The 17,294-nt window shown below is 64.2% G+C and carries 17 protein-coding genes; 11 read left to right on the top strand and 6 right to left on the bottom strand.

Going from position 1 to position 17,294, the window contains the following annotated elements; all coding sequences use genetic code 11:
• The first annotated feature begins 22 nt into the window (after positions 1–22).
• Genes BC1002_RS31255 through BC1002_RS31225 form a run of 7 tightly spaced genes read left to right on the top strand, consistent with a single transcriptional unit; the run spans position 23 to position 5,576 of the window.
• Complete coding sequence (locus BC1002_RS31255; RefSeq protein ID WP_013093977.1) at positions 23–550, top strand: Na+/H+ antiporter subunit E; 528 nt, start codon at positions 23–25, stop codon at positions 548–550.
• Positions 543–803 carry an MrpF/PhaF family protein gene (locus BC1002_RS31250; protein ID WP_013093976.1) on the top strand — a complete coding sequence of 87 codons (261 nt, stop codon included), beginning with the start codon at positions 543–545 and terminating at the stop codon, positions 801–803. Before BC1002_RS31255 ends, BC1002_RS31250 begins: the two co-directional genes overlap by 8 nt.
• A gap of 3 nt (positions 804–806) precedes the next feature.
• Entirely contained in the window at positions 807–1,049 is a 243-nt protein-coding gene (locus BC1002_RS31245; RefSeq protein WP_013093975.1) for a hydrogenase subunit MbhD domain-containing protein, read from the top strand.
• 3 nt (positions 1,050–1,052) lie between these two features.
• Positions 1,053–1,397 carry a monovalent cation/H(+) antiporter subunit G gene (gene mnhG, locus BC1002_RS31240; RefSeq protein ID WP_013093974.1) on the top strand — a complete coding sequence of 115 codons (345 nt, stop codon included), beginning with the start codon at positions 1,053–1,055 and terminating at the stop codon, positions 1,395–1,397.
• Positions 1,394–2,098 carry a Na(+)/H(+) antiporter subunit B gene (locus BC1002_RS31235; protein WP_013093973.1) on the top strand — a complete coding sequence of 235 codons (705 nt, stop codon included), beginning with the start codon at positions 1,394–1,396 and terminating at the stop codon, positions 2,096–2,098. Before mnhG ends, BC1002_RS31235 begins: the two co-directional genes overlap by 4 nt.
• A 14-nt stretch (positions 2,099–2,112) precedes the next feature.
• On the top strand, positions 2,113–2,487 hold the full coding sequence (locus BC1002_RS31230) for a sodium:proton antiporter (RefSeq protein ID WP_013093972.1): 375 nt from the start codon (positions 2,113–2,115) through the stop codon (positions 2,485–2,487).
• A complete protein-coding gene (locus BC1002_RS31225; RefSeq protein WP_013093971.1) occupies positions 2,481–5,576 on the top strand; it encodes a complex I subunit 5 family protein in 3,096 nt (1,031 codons plus the stop codon). Before BC1002_RS31230 ends, BC1002_RS31225 begins: the two co-directional genes overlap by 7 nt.
• Positions 5,577–5,648: 72 nt before the next feature.
• On the opposite strand, the gene BC1002_RS31220 is transcribed toward BC1002_RS31225, so the two are convergent.
• From BC1002_RS31220 to BC1002_RS31200, 5 genes are all read right to left on the bottom strand, one after another.
• The gene (locus tag BC1002_RS31220; RefSeq protein ID WP_013093970.1) at positions 5,649–6,320 is read right to left on the bottom strand and encodes a hypothetical protein; all 672 of its coding nucleotides are present in this window, start codon (positions 6,318–6,320) and stop codon (positions 5,649–5,651) included.
• Between the two features lie 27 nt (positions 6,321–6,347).
• A complete protein-coding gene (locus tag BC1002_RS31215) occupies positions 6,348–7,829 on the bottom strand; it encodes a cytochrome-c peroxidase (protein ID WP_013093969.1) in 1,482 nt (493 codons plus the stop codon).
• 122 nt (positions 7,830–7,951) lie between these two features.
• On the bottom strand, positions 7,952–10,366 hold the full coding sequence (locus BC1002_RS31210; protein ID WP_013093968.1) for an alkaline phosphatase family protein: 2,415 nt from the start codon (positions 10,364–10,366) through the stop codon (positions 7,952–7,954).
• Positions 10,367–10,956: 590 nt separating this feature from the next.
• Positions 10,957–11,631, bottom strand: a complete 675-nt coding sequence (locus BC1002_RS31205) for a Vgb family protein (RefSeq protein ID WP_013093967.1) — start codon at positions 11,629–11,631, stop codon at positions 10,957–10,959.
• A 14-nt stretch (positions 11,632–11,645) separates the two neighbouring features.
• Positions 11,646–12,875 carry a hypothetical protein gene (locus tag BC1002_RS31200; RefSeq protein ID WP_013093966.1) on the bottom strand — a complete coding sequence of 410 codons (1,230 nt, stop codon included), beginning with the start codon at positions 12,873–12,875 and terminating at the stop codon, positions 11,646–11,648.
• A gap of 167 nt (positions 12,876–13,042) precedes the next feature.
• Between BC1002_RS31200 and BC1002_RS31195 the strand changes: the two genes are divergently transcribed.
• From BC1002_RS31195 to BC1002_RS31180, 4 genes are all read left to right on the top strand, one after another.
• On the top strand, positions 13,043–13,804 hold the full coding sequence (locus BC1002_RS31195; protein WP_013093965.1) for a DUF899 domain-containing protein: 762 nt from the start codon (positions 13,043–13,045) through the stop codon (positions 13,802–13,804).
• Complete coding sequence (locus BC1002_RS31190; RefSeq protein WP_013093964.1) at positions 13,804–14,637, top strand: DUF2182 domain-containing protein; 834 nt, start codon at positions 13,804–13,806, stop codon at positions 14,635–14,637. Before BC1002_RS31195 ends, BC1002_RS31190 begins: the two co-directional genes overlap by 1 nt.
• Positions 14,638–14,834: 197 nt before the next feature.
• Positions 14,835–15,101 (top strand): DUF4148 domain-containing protein, encoded by a 267-nt coding sequence (locus BC1002_RS31185; protein ID WP_013093963.1) that lies wholly within the window; start codon positions 14,835–14,837, stop codon positions 15,099–15,101.
• A gap of 314 nt (positions 15,102–15,415) precedes the next feature.
• Entirely contained in the window at positions 15,416–15,682 is a 267-nt protein-coding gene (locus tag BC1002_RS31180; protein WP_013093962.1) for a DUF4148 domain-containing protein, read from the top strand.
• A 154-nt stretch (positions 15,683–15,836) separates the two neighbouring features.
• Here the strand turns inward: BC1002_RS31180 and BC1002_RS31175 are convergent, their stop codons facing one another.
• The gene (locus BC1002_RS31175; protein WP_013093960.1) at positions 15,837–17,279 is read right to left on the bottom strand and encodes an aldehyde dehydrogenase family protein; all 1,443 of its coding nucleotides are present in this window, start codon (positions 17,277–17,279) and stop codon (positions 15,837–15,839) included.
• Between the last annotated feature and the right edge of the window lie 15 nt (positions 17,280–17,294).

Below are 17,294 nucleotides of genomic sequence, written 5' to 3'. Positions count from 1 at the left end.
GGCCTCCATAGGAACCGATGACGTGGCTTCGAACAACGGAAAACCGGTGTCGTCGTTGGTTCCTCGGGGAATGCCCGGCCTCTGGGTCGTCCTGTTCGTCATCTGGATGATCGCGAATGCATCGCTCGCGGTCGAACCCGCCCTCGTCGGTCTCGTCACTACCTTCGTTATCGCGCGTGTCTTCGTTTCGTCGAGCGAAGCATGGCAGCGCCTACGTCTAACGCCAGCCGCGCCGTATCACTTCGCCGCGTATAGCGTGACCTTCATCGTCGAGCTAGTACGCGCCAATCTGCATGTGATGGCGCTGGTGTACTCGCCGCGTATCGACATCAAGCCTGGCATCGTCAGAGTTCGCACGCGCCTCCAGACACCACTCGGCCGTCTCGCGCTCGCCAATTCGATTGCGCTCACGCCGGGCTCGCTCGTGATGGATATCCGGGACGACATACTTTTCATTCACTGGCTCGACGTGAAGACGACAGATATCGACGAAGCGACCAGGACACTCGTCGCACCGTTCGAAAAGCATCTGGAGAAAGTCTTTGGCTGAGATCATGCTCCGGATCGCCGGCGTGCTGATCTTGTTCGCGATCCTGTTCGGCGTGATCCGTCTCGTGATCGGCAGAACACTCGTCGACCGCATCGTCGCGATCGACGTGCTGACGGTCATCTCGCTGTCGCTGATCGCGCTGTACGCGCAGGTCTCCGGTCGTTTCGTCTATATCGATGTCGCACTCGTGTATGCCCTGCTGAGCTTTCTCGCGGTGCTCGCGATTGCGCGTTTTCTCGAAAGGGGGCTGTGAGCGATGCTCGAACTGCTCCTGCTGCTGATGTGCGCGAGCATCCTCGTGAGCGGCGTACTGGCCGTCTGCCTGAAGGATCTGCTGGCCGCGATGGTGAGTTCAGGACTCGCGAGCCTGTTCGCCGCGGTCGCCTTCCTGCTGCTCGCCGCGCCCGACGTCGCGATGGCCGAAGCCGCGATCGGCTCCGGACTCACGACCTTCGTCTTCCTGTACGCGATCCGCAAAACCGGTTATCAGAAGGACTAGCGCATGTTCGAACTGATCGGCAGCGTGTTCATCTTATTGGGCGCCGTCTTTCTGTTCTCGGCCGGCCTCGGGCTGCTGCGCATGCCGGATGCGTATACGCGCATTCAGGCCGGCACAAAGGCGTCGACGCTCGGCAACATGCTCGTGCTGATCGGCCTCGCGTTCTACCACCCGAGCTGGACCTTCCGTCTGATCCTGCTGATCTACTTCGTGCTCTTGACCAACCCGGTGTCCTCGCATGCGCTATCGCGCGCCGCCTGGCTGGTCCGCACGCCGATGACCCCGTCCACGATCACCGACGCGCTCGCGGACGAAGACGCGCGCACCGCCGGGAAGGCCGAATCATGATGCGCCGCGTGTTCGCGCTGCTGACGGTGCTGCTGTTCGCGGTCGTGTTCTGGCGGATCGTCGGCGGCTATACGGAGTTGCAGGGGCTGCGCCCGCTCGCCTGGTATTACGTCGTCAGAGGGCCGCTCGAACTCGGCGCGCCGAACATCGTGACCGGCATCCTGATCACGTTTCGCGGCTTCGACACGCTCGGCGAAGTCGCGGTGCTGTTCATGGTCGCGGCGAGCGTCGGCGTGCTGCTGAAAGAGGAAAGCAACGCGACTTCCACCCCTGCGGCGGACGAAGCCGCGCTTGTGCGCCGGCCCGCCGGCGAAATCGTACATACCGGCAAGCAGGTGCTGCTGCCGATGATCTTCACGTTCGGCGGCTACGTGATCGTCAACGGCCATCTGTCGGCGGGCGGCGGCTTCCAGGGCGGCGCGATCGTCGCGTCCGCGGTGATGCTGATGCTGCTCGCGCGGCCCCGCTCGACGCTGAACGTCGCGCTGCTGAGCGTCGTCGAATCGCTCGCGGGCGTGCTCTATGTTTGCATCGGCATTCTTGGCCTCGTGCTCGCGGGCGGTTTTCTCGACGCGCGCTTTCTGCCGCGTGGCCAGTTCGGCGCGTTGTTCAGCGCCGGCGCGATTCCGCTGATTTCCACGCTGCTTGGCGTCAAGGTCGGCGCGGAGCTTAGCGTCATCATCGACCGGTTCAGAGGCTGAACGAAGGAGAGCGCATGAGCACGGGCATCCCGGTTTCGAAGATCCTGCTGATTACGGGCTTCTGCCTTTCCTTGATCGGCCTGTGGGGCATGCTGACCCACCGCAACATCCTGCGCATCATCATCGGCTTCGCGGTGATCGACACGGGCCTGCACATCGTGATGGTTGCGACCGGCTACATCACGGGCGGGACCGCGCCGATCATCGACGCGGCGCTCAGCAAATCCGCCGCCGCGCACCGCGCGATCGATCCGATTCCATCGGCGCTCGTCGTCACGGCCATCGTGATCGGGCTATCGGTCACCGCCATCATGCTGTCGTTCGCCATCCGTCTTTACGCGGCCAAAAAGACGCTGTCCATCGACGCCTTCACCGAGTCGAAATGGTAGCCGCGCTGTTTCATCCGTTGCAGATCTTCATTCTCGGGCTCGGCGGCGGCTTCGTCATTCCGCTGCTATATCGGCTCGGCAAGCCGTGGCTCACGCTCGGTTTTTTCATCGCGCTGTGCGGGATCGTGCTGGTCTCCGGCGTGTCGTTCTACGGCCTGCTCGACGGCGGCGACACGATCGAGGTGCTGACCGCGGGCGCGCTGCCGCCGGTATCGATCAATCTGCGCTTCGGCCTGTGGGAAGGCTTCTTCACGTTCAGCGTCAACGTGGTCGCGCTGCTCGGCGCCTTGCATCTGTGGGACCGCCTGCGCGGCAACTACGCGGCGCTGCTGCTGTACCTGATTCTGGTGATGGGCATCGACGGCATGGTGATGACCCGCGACCTGTTCAACCTGTTCGTGTTTCTCGAGATCGTGTCGATCGCCACATACGGCCTGTTCGGGCTCGAGCGCACGCCCGCCGCGCTCGCCGCCGCATTCAAGTACATCCTGGCGACCGTGATCGCGTCGACCCTGTTCCTGCTCGGGGCGGTGCTGCTCTACTACGTGAGCGGCACGCTGAACATCGACGAATTGCTGTCGCTGCGCGAGCAGATCGGCGGCCCGGTCGGCACGGCCGCGATCCTGCTCGTGTTCGCGAGTCTCGTCATCGAGCTGAAGCCGTTTCCAGCCAACGGCTGGGGGCTCGACGTCTACGAGACCGCGCCGAGCGGCGTCGCCGCGCTGGTATCGGTCGGCGTGTCGGCGGGCGTATTCTTCGCGCTGCTGAAATTGCTGCCGCTATTCGACGGCCAGCTGACGCTGCTCGCGGTGTCGGGCGGCGTCACGTTCCTGTTCTCGAACCTGCTCGCGATCAAGCAGACGAAACCGCAGCGGGTGCTCGGCTATTCGTCGATCGGGCAAATGGCGCTATTGATGCTGTCGCTCGCGCTGTTGCGCCAGGTCGGCGCGGACGCATCGATCCCGCTCGTCGTCGGCGGCCTCTTCATCAACCATCTGTTCGCGAAGGCGGGGCTGTTCTGGCTGAACGGCGTGCTGCGGCGGCATGGCGACGATGCACGCGCGATCCTGTCGCGCAGCCCGTTGCTGATCGGCCTGCTAGGCCTCTTCCTCGTCGCGATTGCGGGGCTGCCGCCGTTCCCAGGCTTCTGGGCGAAGTGGGAACTCGTGATGCGCTTGACCGCGGCCGGCAAGCCGTACTGGATTGTGTTGATCCTGACCGGCTCGCTGCTCGAAGCGGGTTATATGTTCCACTGGTTCGTGCGCGCGCTGGCTCCGTCCGACGTCGAGGCCAAGGCGCATCCGAACCTCGCCGCACTGTTGCCGCTGTTCTGCGCCGCCGTGCTGCTGATCGCGTCGGCCTATATGGCGGCCGTGTTCTCGGGTGTCGCGTCGGCGTGGATCTTCTCGCCGCTGGCGGCAGGCGCGCTGTTCTATGCGGCCGATCGGCTGCCGGGGCGCGTGAAAGGCGTGCTCGCGGTGATCGCGATTGGACTGATCGGCAGTCTGCTCTGCGAGGGCTCCGGCGGAATCGCCGGGCTGTTCGCCTGGCTGCTGCTCGCGGGCAGCCTCGTGATCGCCGCGGCGAGTCTCTATCGCGACGATGTGCGCCCCGGCTTCTATCCGATGCTCGTCGTGCTGTCGCTGTCAATCCCGGCGCTGCTGCGCTCATCGACGTCGCTCGAGTTCTTCTATAGCTGGGAAATCATTACGCTGTCGTCGTGCTTCCTGATCGCGAAGTGCCGGCGGGCGGGTCCGCATGTGCTGACCTTCCTGCTGTTTTCGCTGCTGGCGGCGTTCTTCCTGCTGGCGGGCTTCGCCAACGTGGCAGCGATCGACGACACCATCGCGCTATCAGCGCTGATCCATTCGGGACCGGAAGCGAACCACGCGTTCGTGCTGCTCGCGGCCGGCTTCCTGATCAAGGCGGGCGCGATCGGCGTGCACGTATGGCTGCCGGGCGCCTACACCGAAGCGGAAGACGACGTGACCGCGATGCTGTCGGCAGTGGTCAGCAAGGTCGCGATGTTCGGCCTGTTGATCGGCACCTATCTGACGATACGCTCGGAGGTCGGCCTCGAACTCGCGCACGTGATGACATGGATCGGCATGCTGACGGCGCTGTTCGGCGCGCTGATGGCATTGCGGCAGAACGACTTCAAACGCATGCTCGCGCTGTCGAGCATGAGCCAGACCGGCTATATCGTCACCGCGATCGGCCTGATGAGTCATCTCGGCTGGGTCACCGCGCTATACCTGGTCGCCAATCATATGTTCGTGAAGGGCATTCTGTTCCTCGCGCTCGCGGGTGTGATCTTGCGCACCGGCACGCGCAACTTCGCCGACGTGGGCGGCCTCGCGCGCGAGATGCCGCTGACGTTCGCGATGGTCGTGATCGCGCTCGTGTCGATGTCGGGCCTGCCGCCACTGATGGGCTTCGGCGGCAAATGGCTGCTGTTGAGCGCAATGACCGACAAGGGCTGGTACGGGCTCGCCGTGTGCGGACTGCTCGCGACCTGCGCCGGCTTTCTGTACATGCTGCGGCTGTTGAACGGCGTCTTCCTCGAGCCGCGCCCGCCGCAGCGGCCGCAGGTGCGCGAAGCGCCGGTGATGCTACTGGTGCCGCAATTCCTGTTCGTGATCGGTATCGCGATCCTGTCGTTCTTTCCGAAGGTGTTGCTCGGACCGGTGTCCGCCGCGATCGATCCGCAGTTCGCGGCGACGCTGGTATGGGGCGGCATGTCGCTCGAAAGCATCTACGGGTTCTGGAATCCGACGCCGGTCGTGATCGTCGTGCTGATCGTCACCGCGATCGTGTTCGGACTCGGTGCGCTGTACTACCGCAGCCGCCGCGGCAACGCGCGCAACGCACCGGACTTTTACCACTTCTACCGGCCGATGCTGAGCCGCACCGTGCCGCCGGTCGCGCAGATTTTCTGGCGTGGCCTATCGCACTTCGCGCTCGCGGCGGCGGCACGGATACGGCGCGTCTATACCGGCAACGGGCAGACCTACGCGCTCTACGTGCTGCTGTATTTTCTCGTGATCTATTTCGCGAGTACGGGATTGAGTCCAGCGGGGACGCCATAAGCGTGCGGGTGATCCTGGCGCGGCGGCACGGGGGGCCGCCGCGCATCAGATTCCACGCGACCTGGTCAACGATCAGCGAACGAAATATTCTTCCGCTACCCAGCCTTCCTTGGTCAGGCGCACGCCCTCGCGCAGCTGCATGGTGCCGGCGCCCTCGATCACACGCGCCACCATCGGGAACACTCGCTGGAACTCGGAAGTCCTGGCGAAAGGCGCCGGGTCGATCTTATAGGTGTAGAGCACCGAGGTCCTGGTCTCGCCGTCGCGAGTCAGGGGCGGCTCCCAGCCCACCACCTTGTCCAAGGACAGCGTGGCCACGCACAGATCGGCGTCGTGCGTGACCGTCTTTCCGGGCGTCGCCACCACCACCGGATTGTGCAGGTAGAACTTCTTGCCTTCGTCGGTCAGCACATACTCGCGTCCCGGCGCCTCGATCCTGGCCCCGTCCTCGCCAGTGCGCTCGACCATCATCGCGGTGCTCTTGACGAGGCCCAGCTTTTCCATCACCGGCAATTGCAGCGCATCGCGGGAATGCGTGACCACGGCGTCCTGATCGGCCACGTGGATGGGCCAATCGTATTTCGCCACGCACAGGTGGCCGCGCTCGGCGAGGTAGTGCGTGATGGTGTTGGTGAAGTTCTCCGCGGAAGGTTCGGCCTTGTTCTGGCAACCGCCCAAAAAGAACGACGCCGCCAGGGAAACCGCAATGGCAGTGCCGCGCACCGCATTCGAAAAATGCATCATCGTCGATAGTTCAAGTATTCAGAAGGATCAATTCACGCAGCTACCGCTCGTGGGCTGCGTTGCGGGAGCGTGGTAGCCGTCGCTCAAGGTATTCAGGAAACAGATCACGTCCTGCACGTCCTGATCGGACAGTTGCGGCGCCGAATGGACAGCACGCGGCTGCGCGCCGTTCAACGCGGTGGTGCCGCCCGCGTCGGTCTGGCCCTGCCCCAGTGGCAGTTCCTCGTCGATATTGCCCCGGTAGGCGGCCGGCAGATCGTTGAACATATTCACCGTCGCGCCCGCTGCATAGCTGGGTTGCAGCGCATAGCTCGGGTTGCTGGTCAGCTTGGTCGAATCGCCACCCGCGGACGGATACCAGTACTCAGGGTTGGTGTCGCGTGTGTTGTAGAAGCGAACCACCTGCTCCAGCGAGTGGAACACGCCGTTGTGGAAGAACGCGTTGCGCGCGGCGACGTTGCGCAGCGTCGGCACCTTGAAGCGGCCGCAGTACGGGTCCGGGTTGTTCACGCCCGTAAATGGGTCCGGGCCGGCGCCGCTGGTGGCCGAAAGCGGTGTGTGGCTGTCATAGCTGCCGTTATTGATTGGGCCGCACAGTCCCATGTCGTAGTAGCTCGCGTTCAGGTTGGCCGCGATGGGGTTCGGATTGTCCGGGATCGACGCGTCGTTGCGCGGCGCACCGATCGCCTGATAGGTGAAGTCGGTCCCCAGCGCGTTCGAGCCGTTGAAGTTGGCGCCCATGAAATGACAGGCCACGCAGCCGGCCCCGTGATCGGTGTCGTTGAACAGGTTCATCCCGCGAATTTCGGCCGGCGTCAATGTGCCGCCGATCTTGTTGTTCGCATACAGGTCGAACTTGCTGGAATACGGCGCAAAGCTCGGGTCCTCATTCTGGAAGGCCTGCAGTGCGAGTCCGATGTCCTGGAACGCCGTGTCCGTATCGCCGAACACGGCCGGGCCGTACACCGCCGTGAACTTTGCGGCATACGCGGAGTTCTTCACCGCCTGCACCACCGCGTCCCTGGAGGCGTTGTTCATCTCGATGGGATTGAGCAGGGGCAGCGCCACCTGATCGGCCAGCGTCTTGCCGCGGCCGTCCCACATGAACCCGCCGCCCGGCGCGTTCGCCGTGATGCCGTCCGGATTCGAAGCATTGTCGTCGTAGGCCGGCGTCATCGCCTTATAGCGCAGCGAGGGAACCGCGCGCTGGCCTTCCGATACGCCATCGGAACCGAGCTGCACCGCCAGGCTGTTGGGCGGGCCGTAGGCGAACGCCGGATCGTGGCAGGACGCGCATGCCTGGTTCTTGCCGCCAGACAGGTTCTTGTCGAAGAACATTTGCTGACCGATCTGGGCCGCCGCGCTCAGTGTGCTCGTAGGCGCCGGCCCCGAGGACCCCGTTGAGCCCGTACCGGCGTCAGTCGAAGGCGACTGCGACGAGCCCCCGCCCCCGCAAGCGGCCAATGTTGACAAGATGACATACAGCGCCCCCGCATAAACCTTGCGCATCGCTACTCCCCCGGCTTTCTTCGATAAAACACCCGGCGGGGGAGTGGCCGAACCACTCCCCCGCGCAGGCTACTGCTTGATGAATGGCACGTTTGCGCGTGCTTACCCTTTAGTACTTTTTATTACTTCGCTGCCCACAGGTTCTTCTGGGTCGCGTCCGGACCGACTTGCGCCGGATCGCTGACGTCACCCGTCTGGAACTTCTGCGTGTAACCGGCCGGAATCACGTAGGCATGGTTCATCGGACGAACCGCATCGTAGTGCGTATCGGCGCTGCCAGCGTACTCAGGCAGGTTGGCGATGTTCTGCGCAATGTACGATTCCGTGTACTTCGAACGGTTGGCGTACGAAGTCGGAACACCCGGGTCGGCCAGCTGGAACATGTCCTGCAGCGTGCGCACGAACGAGAAGTGGCTGTACGTATCGCTGTCGGCGACGCCCTTCGGCGCGGTGCCGACGTCTTGCTGGTTGGTCATCAGCACAAAGATCGAGTTGCCGTGGCCCTTGTTGCCGTTGCCGTACTTCGCCTGAACCGGAGTCCAGGTGCCGTCCGCGTTCTGCATCTGCGTAGCCTTGCCACCCACGTCCCAGCCGCAGCACGAGCTGCCGGCGCCGTTGGACGCGCCATTGCCTTCGTCGAACATGACCACGATGGCAACGTTGCGCTGCTTGTTCTGCCACAGCGGCGAAGCCTTGATCTTCTGCACCACGGCGTTGGTGTAGAAGTCGGCGCGGGTCAGCAGCGAGTGAGCCGGAATGGAACCCGAAGCGGTCGTGCTGTCCTTACAGGTGCCGTCGCTGCCGGTGCCGTGCAAGTCATCACACTGGTCAGGCATGATGAAGTTCAGCGTACCGACGTCGCCCTTCGCAAGGTCGGTGCTGAACTGGTCGACGTTGTAGCCGGTCGGAACCTTGTACAGCGTCGTGTTGGTCAGGTCGGCCGCGTTGGTGTAGTACTGGGTACCGAAGATCGTGCGGTTGTTCGCGTAGAACTCCGGCTGGTTACGCACGTTCTGGTAGGCCATGCCCGGATGGTGCTTGGTCTTGTACAGCGAGCCGGGCATGGCGAACGGCGTGCCCGTCACGGTGATGCTGCCGTCGGTCTGGTTATAGGCCTGCGATACACCCGTGTCACCAAGGCTGTCGGCGCGCGGATCCTGACCCGGGTTCATGGATTCGCTGTAGGTACGCCACGTCAGGCCCGCGTTCGAAATCTGCGTGAACAGGTTCGGCGCGTTCATGATGTTGTGGTTGGCAACGGAGCCGGTGCCATCCGTCGAGCACGCCTGGTTCGCGGCTGCCGTGTAATTGGACAGCAGCGATCCAACCGCCACGGTGGCGCCGCCGGCGGTGGTACCGATGATCGGGTCGTTCGGCGTCAGCGCAACGTGGGCCGGCAGCGGTTGGCCGTCGGAAGCCGTGCCGCCGGCGAAAGGCTTGTCCGTCGGGGCGGTGGTGCCGGTGGCGGCGCAACCCCACCAGTTGTCGTCGCCGATACCGAAGTCGTCGGCGCCGCCCAAGGCGGTGTAGTTCGGCTCGGACGGGCTGCCGGTCGCGAAGTAGGTCGAGAAGTAGTTGCCGTTGGTGATCATCGAGTTGACCGCCGGCATGTACGCCGAACCCTTGACGCGGTTCGTGCTGCTGTTCTCCAGCATGATCACGAAGATGTTGTCGTAACGCGGAATCGCTTCGACGTTGAACGCAGCCTGCTGGGCTTGTGCGAAGGTGATCGCCTTACGCACATCCGTCGGGATCGTTTCGCCAGCGGTGATGCCCGAAACACTTGCCAAGGTGGGATCGCCACCAGCAACGGCCAGCGCGTCAGGGTACTTGTCGCCACGATCGAGCTTCGTGGTCGCGTACGTGTAGCGGTTGGTCAGTGCGTTTTGTTCGAACAGCACGGCGTACTGCTCGGCGCCGGACAGGGTGTTGACGTCGGCCAGGACGTCGGCGGCGGGAACCGTCACGGACGCGTCGTTGAACGCCGGGCCCGACAAACGAGTGGACAGATTGGCTTTCTCCGCCGCGTACTTGGTGCCGTTGGCTTCGACGAGCCGCTGCACTTCGCTCGACAACGGGCTGATCACCACCTTGGTGGCGCCCTGGTCGGCGATCTGGTCGGCCGAAGCACGCAGGATCAGGTGGCTGGCGACCTTGGCGGCCGATGCCGTGTTGGTGGCCGAGGTGGTGATGTCAGCGACGAGCGGACCCTTGGCAGTCGTGGTCAGTGAGAAGTGTCCGTTGCTGTCGGTCTTCGCGGAGACTTCGCCACTGTCGAGCACACCGTTGCCATTGGCATCGACGAACACGGTGGCACCCGAGTAGTAGCCGGCCTTCAAGGTCGGGTTACCGCTCGCGCTGCCTGGGACGAAGGCTGCTGCGGCGACCACGCCCGAGTAAGTCGTGCCGGCGGTCGTGCCGCCGTTGTTGTTGCTGGCAGAGGGGCTGTCCGAATTTCCACCGCAAGCTGCGAGCACGCAGGCAGCGGCAACGGACGTTAGACAAAGCGCTGGGCGCATTTTGTGATGCGATAACATGTGAGGGACCCTGTGGTAGTTGTATCGGCAATCGCTTTTTTGTGGGGTAGGACTTAGTAAAACCAGCGAATAATATGAAGGGATTGTGTAAAAAGTATGTCCGCTCACGATAAGGGGATTTGCGTGAGAACCTGGCCTGGTTCTATTCACATCTTTTTTGAAAAGTCGCAATGCACGGCCAAATAACTGAAACGAAATAAAGCCGCGAATGCCTCGCATGCTGCGAGTGCGGCGCGATGGCACGTTTCGCCCGGCATGGGTCGAACCAATGAACAAAGGTACGTGATGATGTACTGCGAGCAACCTGCGCACATTGCTCGCAGGCACATGAGACCGGTGCGAGCACCGTGGTGGGAAGAGGTGAACGAAACGAGATGTCTGGATCGCGACCAGACGGTGGCTGATCGCTTAGCCACGGTGTACTAGAAGTCGCTGCAGGCGGTCCGCGTATAGCGATGGTAATGTCGCGAAAAGAGAAATGAAATGGAATACATCGTTTTACCAACGATGAGATGACCGACGTTATCGACGAGCACAAGTAAATCAGATACCGGCACCCGATAAGAACGCCGCGCAATCTAAGTAATGACTCACTCGCTCGTGGAATCGACCGTCAATTGCGTACCGTTATCTCGCGCGGGACGCTGCACGACACGAACGAGCCCGCTGCCCCCACCCCCGCAGAAGAACAGATCCGCGCCGTTCGATTCGAGTCCGGAGATGCCCGTGCCGGCCGGCATCTCGACGCTCTCGAGCACCTCGCCGCTGCGCGGATCGATATGCCGCAGCTCGCTCTCGTCGCCTTCCCACGTGCCATGCCATAGCTCGCCATCGACCCACGTGACGCCGGTCACGAAGCGATTCGATTCGATCGTGCGCAGCACCGCGCCAGTGTCCGGATCGACCTGATAGATTCTTCGTTCGGGATACTGACCGACCCACAGCGAACCCTCGGCCCATGTCAGGCCCGAGTGGCCGCCGTCGCCGGGCGCCGCGATCGTCGACAGCACACGGCCGCTCTGCGGATCGATCTTCTGGATGCGGCCGTCCGCGATCTGGAACAGGTGCTCGCCGTCGAAAGCCGTGCCCGCGTCGGCGGGCACCGGGATAGAGCGCAGCGTCTCGCCGCTCGCCGGATCGAACGCGTCGAGCCGTTCGCCCGTCGCGATCCACACCTGCCGGCCGTCGTAAGTGACCCCGTGCACTTTATCGACGCCCGTAAAGGGCCCATATTCGCGGACGATTCTGGCGGCAGAGCGGTTCATGGTGACCATCCTAATCACGAAGGGAACGGCGAAGGGAGTAACAACGCCGTCGCGAATCCGGCGAGCGGCGGCGTCATCCAGCGGCGCGCGCGCCCCTCGCCCACCGGCTGCACCTTGCCGGCCTCGGCGAGCGAGTCGAGCGAGCGTTGCACGGTGCGCTGACTCGCGCCGAGCACGAGGGCAAGCGCGGAACTCGACCACGATTCGCCATCCGACAAAAACGCGAGCAGCGCTGCATGCTCGCCTTCGACCGGCGGCGCCAGCACGACGACCTCGCGCGCATGACGCGGTTCGAGCGCGAAGCCGCGCGTCGTCGCGCTGACGCTCGCGAGCGTGCCGAGCGCCGCACGCAGCCGGCCGATCTCGACGCGCAGCCGCGCGCGATGCGATTCGTCGGCGCGTTTGGCGCGGAATGCGCGTGCGACGAGCGCGTCGCGCGGCACGTCGTAGGGCCATGCCTCGCCGAGCACGCGGGCGAGCGCGAACAGCACGGGTCGGCTCGCGAGCGCAATCGCCGCGTTCGCATCGCGGATCGCGTAGCGGCAAGCGTCGACGATCAACGGGCCGCCCGCCTGATTCGAGGTCAGCAGCTTCTCGATTTCATCGAGCAGGATCGGTTCTTCTTCGCCATGTGCGATCTTGCGCGCCGCCGGCTTGCTCAGTGCGACCGAAGCGCTTTCGACTTCCGCGATCAACGCCGGAATACCGGCCTCGCTTGCCGCGCGTCCGGCCCGCGCCAGCGCGGCACGGGCGGCGCCGCTGCGCAAGCGCCGCAGCGCAACCCCCGCGACCACCAGTTCATGCGCGGCACGCAACGCGGGTGGAAACGGCCGGGGGTCGAGCGCAGCAAGCTTGCGCTCCGCTTCGTCGAGACGGCCGATCAGCAGCAGACGCCGCGCCGCCAGATAGCGCGCATGCGCGGCATTGACGCGATCGCCGTGCGCGTCGAGCGTGGCGGTCGCGGCGTCGAGTGTTCTGGCGGGCCACGCGAGATCGCGCGACGCGAACGCGATCTCCGCTTCGGCGACCACGCAGCGCGCACGGGCGACCGCATGCTGCGCGCCGAATGCGCGTGCGGCGCCGCGCACCAGCGCCTTCGCGCGCACGAAATCGCCGAGCTGTGCCATCGCGATGCCGCGCAGCGCGAGCGCCGGCGCGTCGTCGCGCAACGCGACGCGGTCGAGCGCGCCAAGCGGATCGCCGGCCGCGAGCGCGCGCGCCGCCGCCGAAATCAGCGCGTCCACGGCGTGCGAGTCCGCGCGTAGCACGTCAATGCATCAAGCGAATCCCGCCACACTTGTCACTCCCACCCGATCGATGCCCGGTCCTAATCTAGCACGACCACCAACCCTAACCGATGCCGTCGGGCAAGACCTCGCACGGCGCGGCACGACTCACGGAGGAATTCACGATGACCACGCATCCGATCGGAACACGCGAACAGTGGCTCGACGCGCGACGCGCGCTGCTCGACGCGGAAAAAGCGCACACGCGACACGGCGACGAGCTTGCGCGGCAACGTCAGGCGCTGCCATGGGTGAGGGTCGACAAGGCCTACCGCTTCGATACCGACGAAGGCAGCGCGTCGCTCGTCGATCTGTTCAGAGGACGTTCGCAGCTGCTCGTCTACCACTTCATGTTCGGCCCCGACTACAAGGCGGGCTGCCCATCGTGCTCGTCGATCGCCGACGGCTTCGGCGGCTTCGCCGTGCATCTCGCGCATCACGACGTGATGCTGATGGCGGTGTCGCGCGCGCCGCTCGAGAAGTTGCAGGCGTACAAGCGGCGCATGGGCTGGACGTTTCCATGGGCGTCGTCGGCAAGCGGCGATTTCAATTTCGACTTCAATGTCTCGTTCACCGAGGCACAGCAGCGCGCCGGCGATATCGAGTACAACTACGCACGCAACAGTCACGCGATGGACGCGAGTCCCACGCCCGAGCCCGTCGCCCAATTCGCGGCGACCTGCGGCACCGACGCCGCCACCTATTCCCGTGACCGGCCCGGCATGAGCGCGTTCGTGCTCGAAGACGGCGTCGTCTATCACACGTATTCGACCTACGCGCGTGGCGTCGATGCGCTGTGGGGCATGTACCAGTGGCTCGATCGCGCGCCGAAGGGACGCAACGAGACAGGCATCTGGTGGCGCCGTCACGACGAGTACGAGCGGTGATGGGCCCGCTCGTGCGCGCTGCCTGCGCGAGCGGGCAGCACTTCTCCACGTGGCGCGCGATGCGCTCATCGCAGCGCGTGTTCGTCGGCGTCTGCGCGTTGGTGTTCATCGCGAGCGTCGCGGCGACACTGGCGCACAACGCGTCGATGTCGGCGATGGGCGCGCTGCCGATGCCCGGCGGGTGGTCGATGTCGACTCTGTGGATGCCGACCTGCGGGCGCACGTGGGCCCGCACCGCGGCATCGTTCATCGGCATGTGGATCGTGATGATGGCGGCGATGATGCTGCCGTCGTTGATGCCGACGCTGCTGCGTTATCGCGACGCGGTCGGCGCGCGGGCAAGCGCGGGGCGACTGGCGCTGCTGACGGTGCTCGTCACTGGCGCGTATGCCGTCGTATGGACGGTGCTGGGCGTGGCCGTGTTTGCGCTCGGTGCGTCGCTCGCGGCGTTCGAGTTGCGGTGGCTAGCGCTCGCTCGGACGGTGCCGTTAGCGGCCGGCGTGGTCGTCGTGCTCGCTGGCGCGTTGCAGTTCAGCACGTGGAAAGCCCGCCGCCTCGCCTGCTGTCGCGCGATACCGAACCTCGCCGCCGACGCGGCAAGCGCGTGGCGATACGGTCTGCGCATCGGGATCGACTGTGCCGGTTGCTGCGCGGGACTGACGGCGATTCTGCTGGTCGCCGGCATGACGGATTTGCGCCTGATGGCGGCCGTAACGGTTGCCATCACGGCCGAGCGGGTCGCGCCGGACGGCGCGCGCGTCGCGCGGGCCATCGGCGCCATAGCTATCGGCGTCGCAGGTTTGCTGCTTGTCCAAGCCCTCTCAGCGGGCTGATACACGCGCCCTATCCCCGTTGATCGCTTCGCAAATCGATGCGCGACAGCCTCGCTGCGCCAATATTGTTTTGGTTACGGAAACAGTGAGTTCAGGAATTAGGTATTTACCCTAGTTCCGGCTCCCCCTAGACTGTCATCACTGCTGCAAACAAATGGTTTCGCAGCCTAACAAGACAAAATCTGGAGGTAGTAAAAATGAAATCGCTCGTTCAAGCTGTCGTTATCGCCGCTACCCTCGCTGCTCCGGTTGCTGTTTTCGCTCAATCGAATCAGCCGCTGACCCGCGCGCAAGTTCGTGAAGAGCTGGTCCAGATTGAAAAGGCCGGCTACAACCCGGCACGTTCGAACCCGAACGAATATCCGTCGAACATTCAGGCTGCTCAAGCCCGCGTCGCGGCGCAAAACAGCGCGGTCGGCGGCGTGACCACAGGTTCGTCGCAACAGGGCCGCGCAGCGCAGTAAGCCGCGTTCCCGATTGAAAAGTTGATGTTGCTGTACCTGCCGGAGCGCTTTGCCATAGCGCTCTTGCAGCTTCCCCTACTGGCCCGCCATCGCGATTGAATGTGATGGTGGGCCAGTTCCGTTTTGGGCATCCCGCCTGCACATGGCGGCCGAGATGGCTCGACGTCCTTGCTGCCCCAATATTGGTTTAGTTAGGGAAACAGTGAGTTCAGGAATTAGGTATTTACCCTAGTTCCGGCTCCCCCTAGACTGTCATCACTGCTGCAAACAAATGGTTTCGCAGCCTTATAAGACAAAACCTGGAGGTAGTAAAAATGAAATCGCTCGTTCAAGCCGTCGTTATCGCCGCCACCCTCGCTGCTCCGGTTGCCGTTTTCGCTCAATCGAACCAGCCGGTGACCCGCGCGCAAGTCCGTGAAGAGCTGGTTCAGCTCGAAAAGGCCGGCTACAACCCGGGACGCTGGAATCCCAACACCTATCCGTACGATGTTCAAGCTGCCGAAGCCCGCGTCGCGGCGCAAAACAGCGCGGTCGGCGGCGTGACCAGCGGTTCGTCGCAACAGGGCCGCGCAGCGCAGTAAGCCACGTTCCGTTTGAAGAGTTGCTGTTGAAGTAGCTGTACCTGCCGGAGCGCTTTGCCATGGCGCTCTTGCGGCTTCCCCTACTCTGGCCCGCCATCGCGATTGGACGCGATGGTGGGCCAGTTCCGTTTTGGGGAGCCCGGCTAGTGTCGCGTCAGACCGCGCCCGGGTTGATATACGCGGTCTTCACCGACGTGTAGAACTCGCGGGCGTAGGCGCCCTGCTCGCGCGGACCGTAGCTCGATCCCTTCCTGCCACCGAACGGCACGTGATAATCGACTCCAGCCGTCGCGGTGTTGACCATCACCATGCCCGCCTGCACATGGCGGCGGAAATGACTCGCGTACTTCAGCGACGTCGTGCAGATGCCGGCCGACAGACCGAACTCGGTGTCGTTAGCGACCGCGAGCGCTTCCTGGTAGTCCTTGACCTTGATTACCGACGCGACCGGCCCGAACACCTCTTCGCGGTTGATGCGCATCGCCGAGGTCGTCTCCGTGACCAGCGCAGGCGCGAGGAAGTTGCCCGGCGTCACGCCTTGGACGCGCTCGCCGCCGAACACCGTGCCGCCCTCTTCGCGCGCGATGGCCAGATAGCGCTCGTCCTGCTCGAGCTGTTTGTCGTCGACGACCGGGCCGATCTGCGTGCCGTCCGCGAGCGCATCGCCGACCTTCAGCGCACGCATACGCGCCTTCATGCCGTCGATGAAGCGGTCATAGATCCCTGCGGTCACGATCAGCCGGCTCGATGCCGTGCAACGCTGACCCGTCGAGTAGAACGCGCCGTTGATGCAGGCTTCGATCGCGACGTCGAGATCGGCGTCGTCGAGCACGACCATCGGGTTCTTGCCGCCCATTTCGAGCTGGAATTTCTTGCCCGACTCGAAGCACTTCGCGCCGATCGCGCGGCCCGTCGAGACGGAACCGGTAAAGCTGATCGCATCCACATGCGGCGACGACACCAGCGCCTCGCCGACCACCGAGCCGCGGCCCATCACGAGGTTGATCACGCCCGCCGGCGCACCTGCCTCGGCGATGATCTTGACCAGCTCCCACGTACTGCCCGGCACCAGATCGGCCGGCTTGATGACGACCGTGTTGCCGTACGCGAGCGCCGGCGCGATCTTCCACGCCGGAATCGCGATCGGAAAATTCCACGGCGTAATCAGGCCGACCACGCCGACCGGTTCGCGCGTCATTTCGACCGTCATGCCCGGCCGCACCGACGGCACGATTTCACCGCCGACGCGCAGCGCTTCGCCGGCGAAGAACTTGAAGATCTGGCCGGCACGGCCGACTTCGCCGATCGCCTCGGGCAGCGTCTTGCCTTCTTCACGCGCGAGCAGCTTGCCGAGTTCCGCCTTGCGCGCGAGGATCGCGCTGCCCGCCTGGTCGAGCACGTCGAAGCGCTGCTGCGGCGTGGACAGCGACCACGTCGCGAAGGCCTTGCGCGCGGCGCTGATCGCGCGATGCGTCTGCTCCGCGTCCGCTTGCGCGAATTCACCGATCACGTCGTCCAGATTCGACGGGTTGACGTTGCGCGACACGCTCGCGCCGTCGACCCACTGTCCGTCGATGTAGTTTGCAAATTGACTCATGTCCTGATTCTCCTT

The sequence above is a fragment of the Paraburkholderia atlantica genome, from assembly GCF_000092885.1.
In the GTDB taxonomy this organism is placed as follows: domain Bacteria; phylum Pseudomonadota; class Gammaproteobacteria; order Burkholderiales; family Burkholderiaceae; genus Paraburkholderia; species Paraburkholderia atlantica.
The sequence above is the reverse complement of the archived record's forward strand: the minus strand, read 5'-3'. Positions and strand labels throughout refer to the sequence as shown.

What these genes read in the sequence shown, in the direction of transcription:
- BC1002_RS31245 (WP_013093975.1), top strand. Translation starts at nt 807, where the DNA reads ATGCTCGAACTGCTCCTGCTGCTGATGTGCGCGAGCATCCTCGTGAGC.
- mnhG (WP_013093974.1), top strand. Translation starts at nt 1,053, where the DNA reads ATGTTCGAACTGATCGGCAGCGTGTTCATCTTATTGGGCGCCGTCTTT.
- BC1002_RS31235 (WP_013093973.1), top strand. Translation starts at nt 1,394, where the DNA reads ATGATGCGCCGCGTGTTCGCGCTGCTGACGGTGCTGCTGTTCGCGGTC.
- BC1002_RS31230 (WP_013093972.1), top strand. Translation starts at nt 2,113, where the DNA reads ATGAGCACGGGCATCCCGGTTTCGAAGATCCTGCTGATTACGGGCTTC.
- BC1002_RS31225 (WP_013093971.1), top strand. Translation starts at nt 2,481, where the DNA reads ATGGTAGCCGCGCTGTTTCATCCGTTGCAGATCTTCATTCTCGGGCTC.
- BC1002_RS31220 (WP_013093970.1), bottom strand. Translation starts at nt 6,320, where the DNA reads ATGATGCATTTTTCGAATGCGGTGCGCGGCACTGCCATTGCGGTTTCC.
- BC1002_RS31215 (WP_013093969.1), bottom strand. Translation starts at nt 7,829, where the DNA reads ATGCGCAAGGTTTATGCGGGGGCGCTGTATGTCATCTTGTCAACATTG.
- BC1002_RS31210 (WP_013093968.1), bottom strand. Translation starts at nt 10,366, where the DNA reads ATGTTATCGCATCACAAAATGCGCCCAGCGCTTTGTCTAACGTCCGTT.
- BC1002_RS31205 (WP_013093967.1), bottom strand. Translation starts at nt 11,631, where the DNA reads ATGAACCGCTCTGCCGCCAGAATCGTCCGCGAATATGGGCCCTTTACG.
- BC1002_RS31195 (WP_013093965.1), top strand. Translation starts at nt 13,043, where the DNA reads ATGACCACGCATCCGATCGGAACACGCGAACAGTGGCTCGACGCGCGA.
- BC1002_RS31190 (WP_013093964.1), top strand. Translation starts at nt 13,804, where the DNA reads ATGGGCCCGCTCGTGCGCGCTGCCTGCGCGAGCGGGCAGCACTTCTCC.
- BC1002_RS31185 (WP_013093963.1), top strand. Translation starts at nt 14,835, where the DNA reads ATGAAATCGCTCGTTCAAGCTGTCGTTATCGCCGCTACCCTCGCTGCT.
- BC1002_RS31180 (WP_013093962.1), top strand. Translation starts at nt 15,416, where the DNA reads ATGAAATCGCTCGTTCAAGCCGTCGTTATCGCCGCCACCCTCGCTGCT.
- BC1002_RS31175 (WP_013093960.1), bottom strand. Translation starts at nt 17,279, where the DNA reads ATGAGTCAATTTGCAAACTACATCGACGGACAGTGGGTCGACGGCGCG.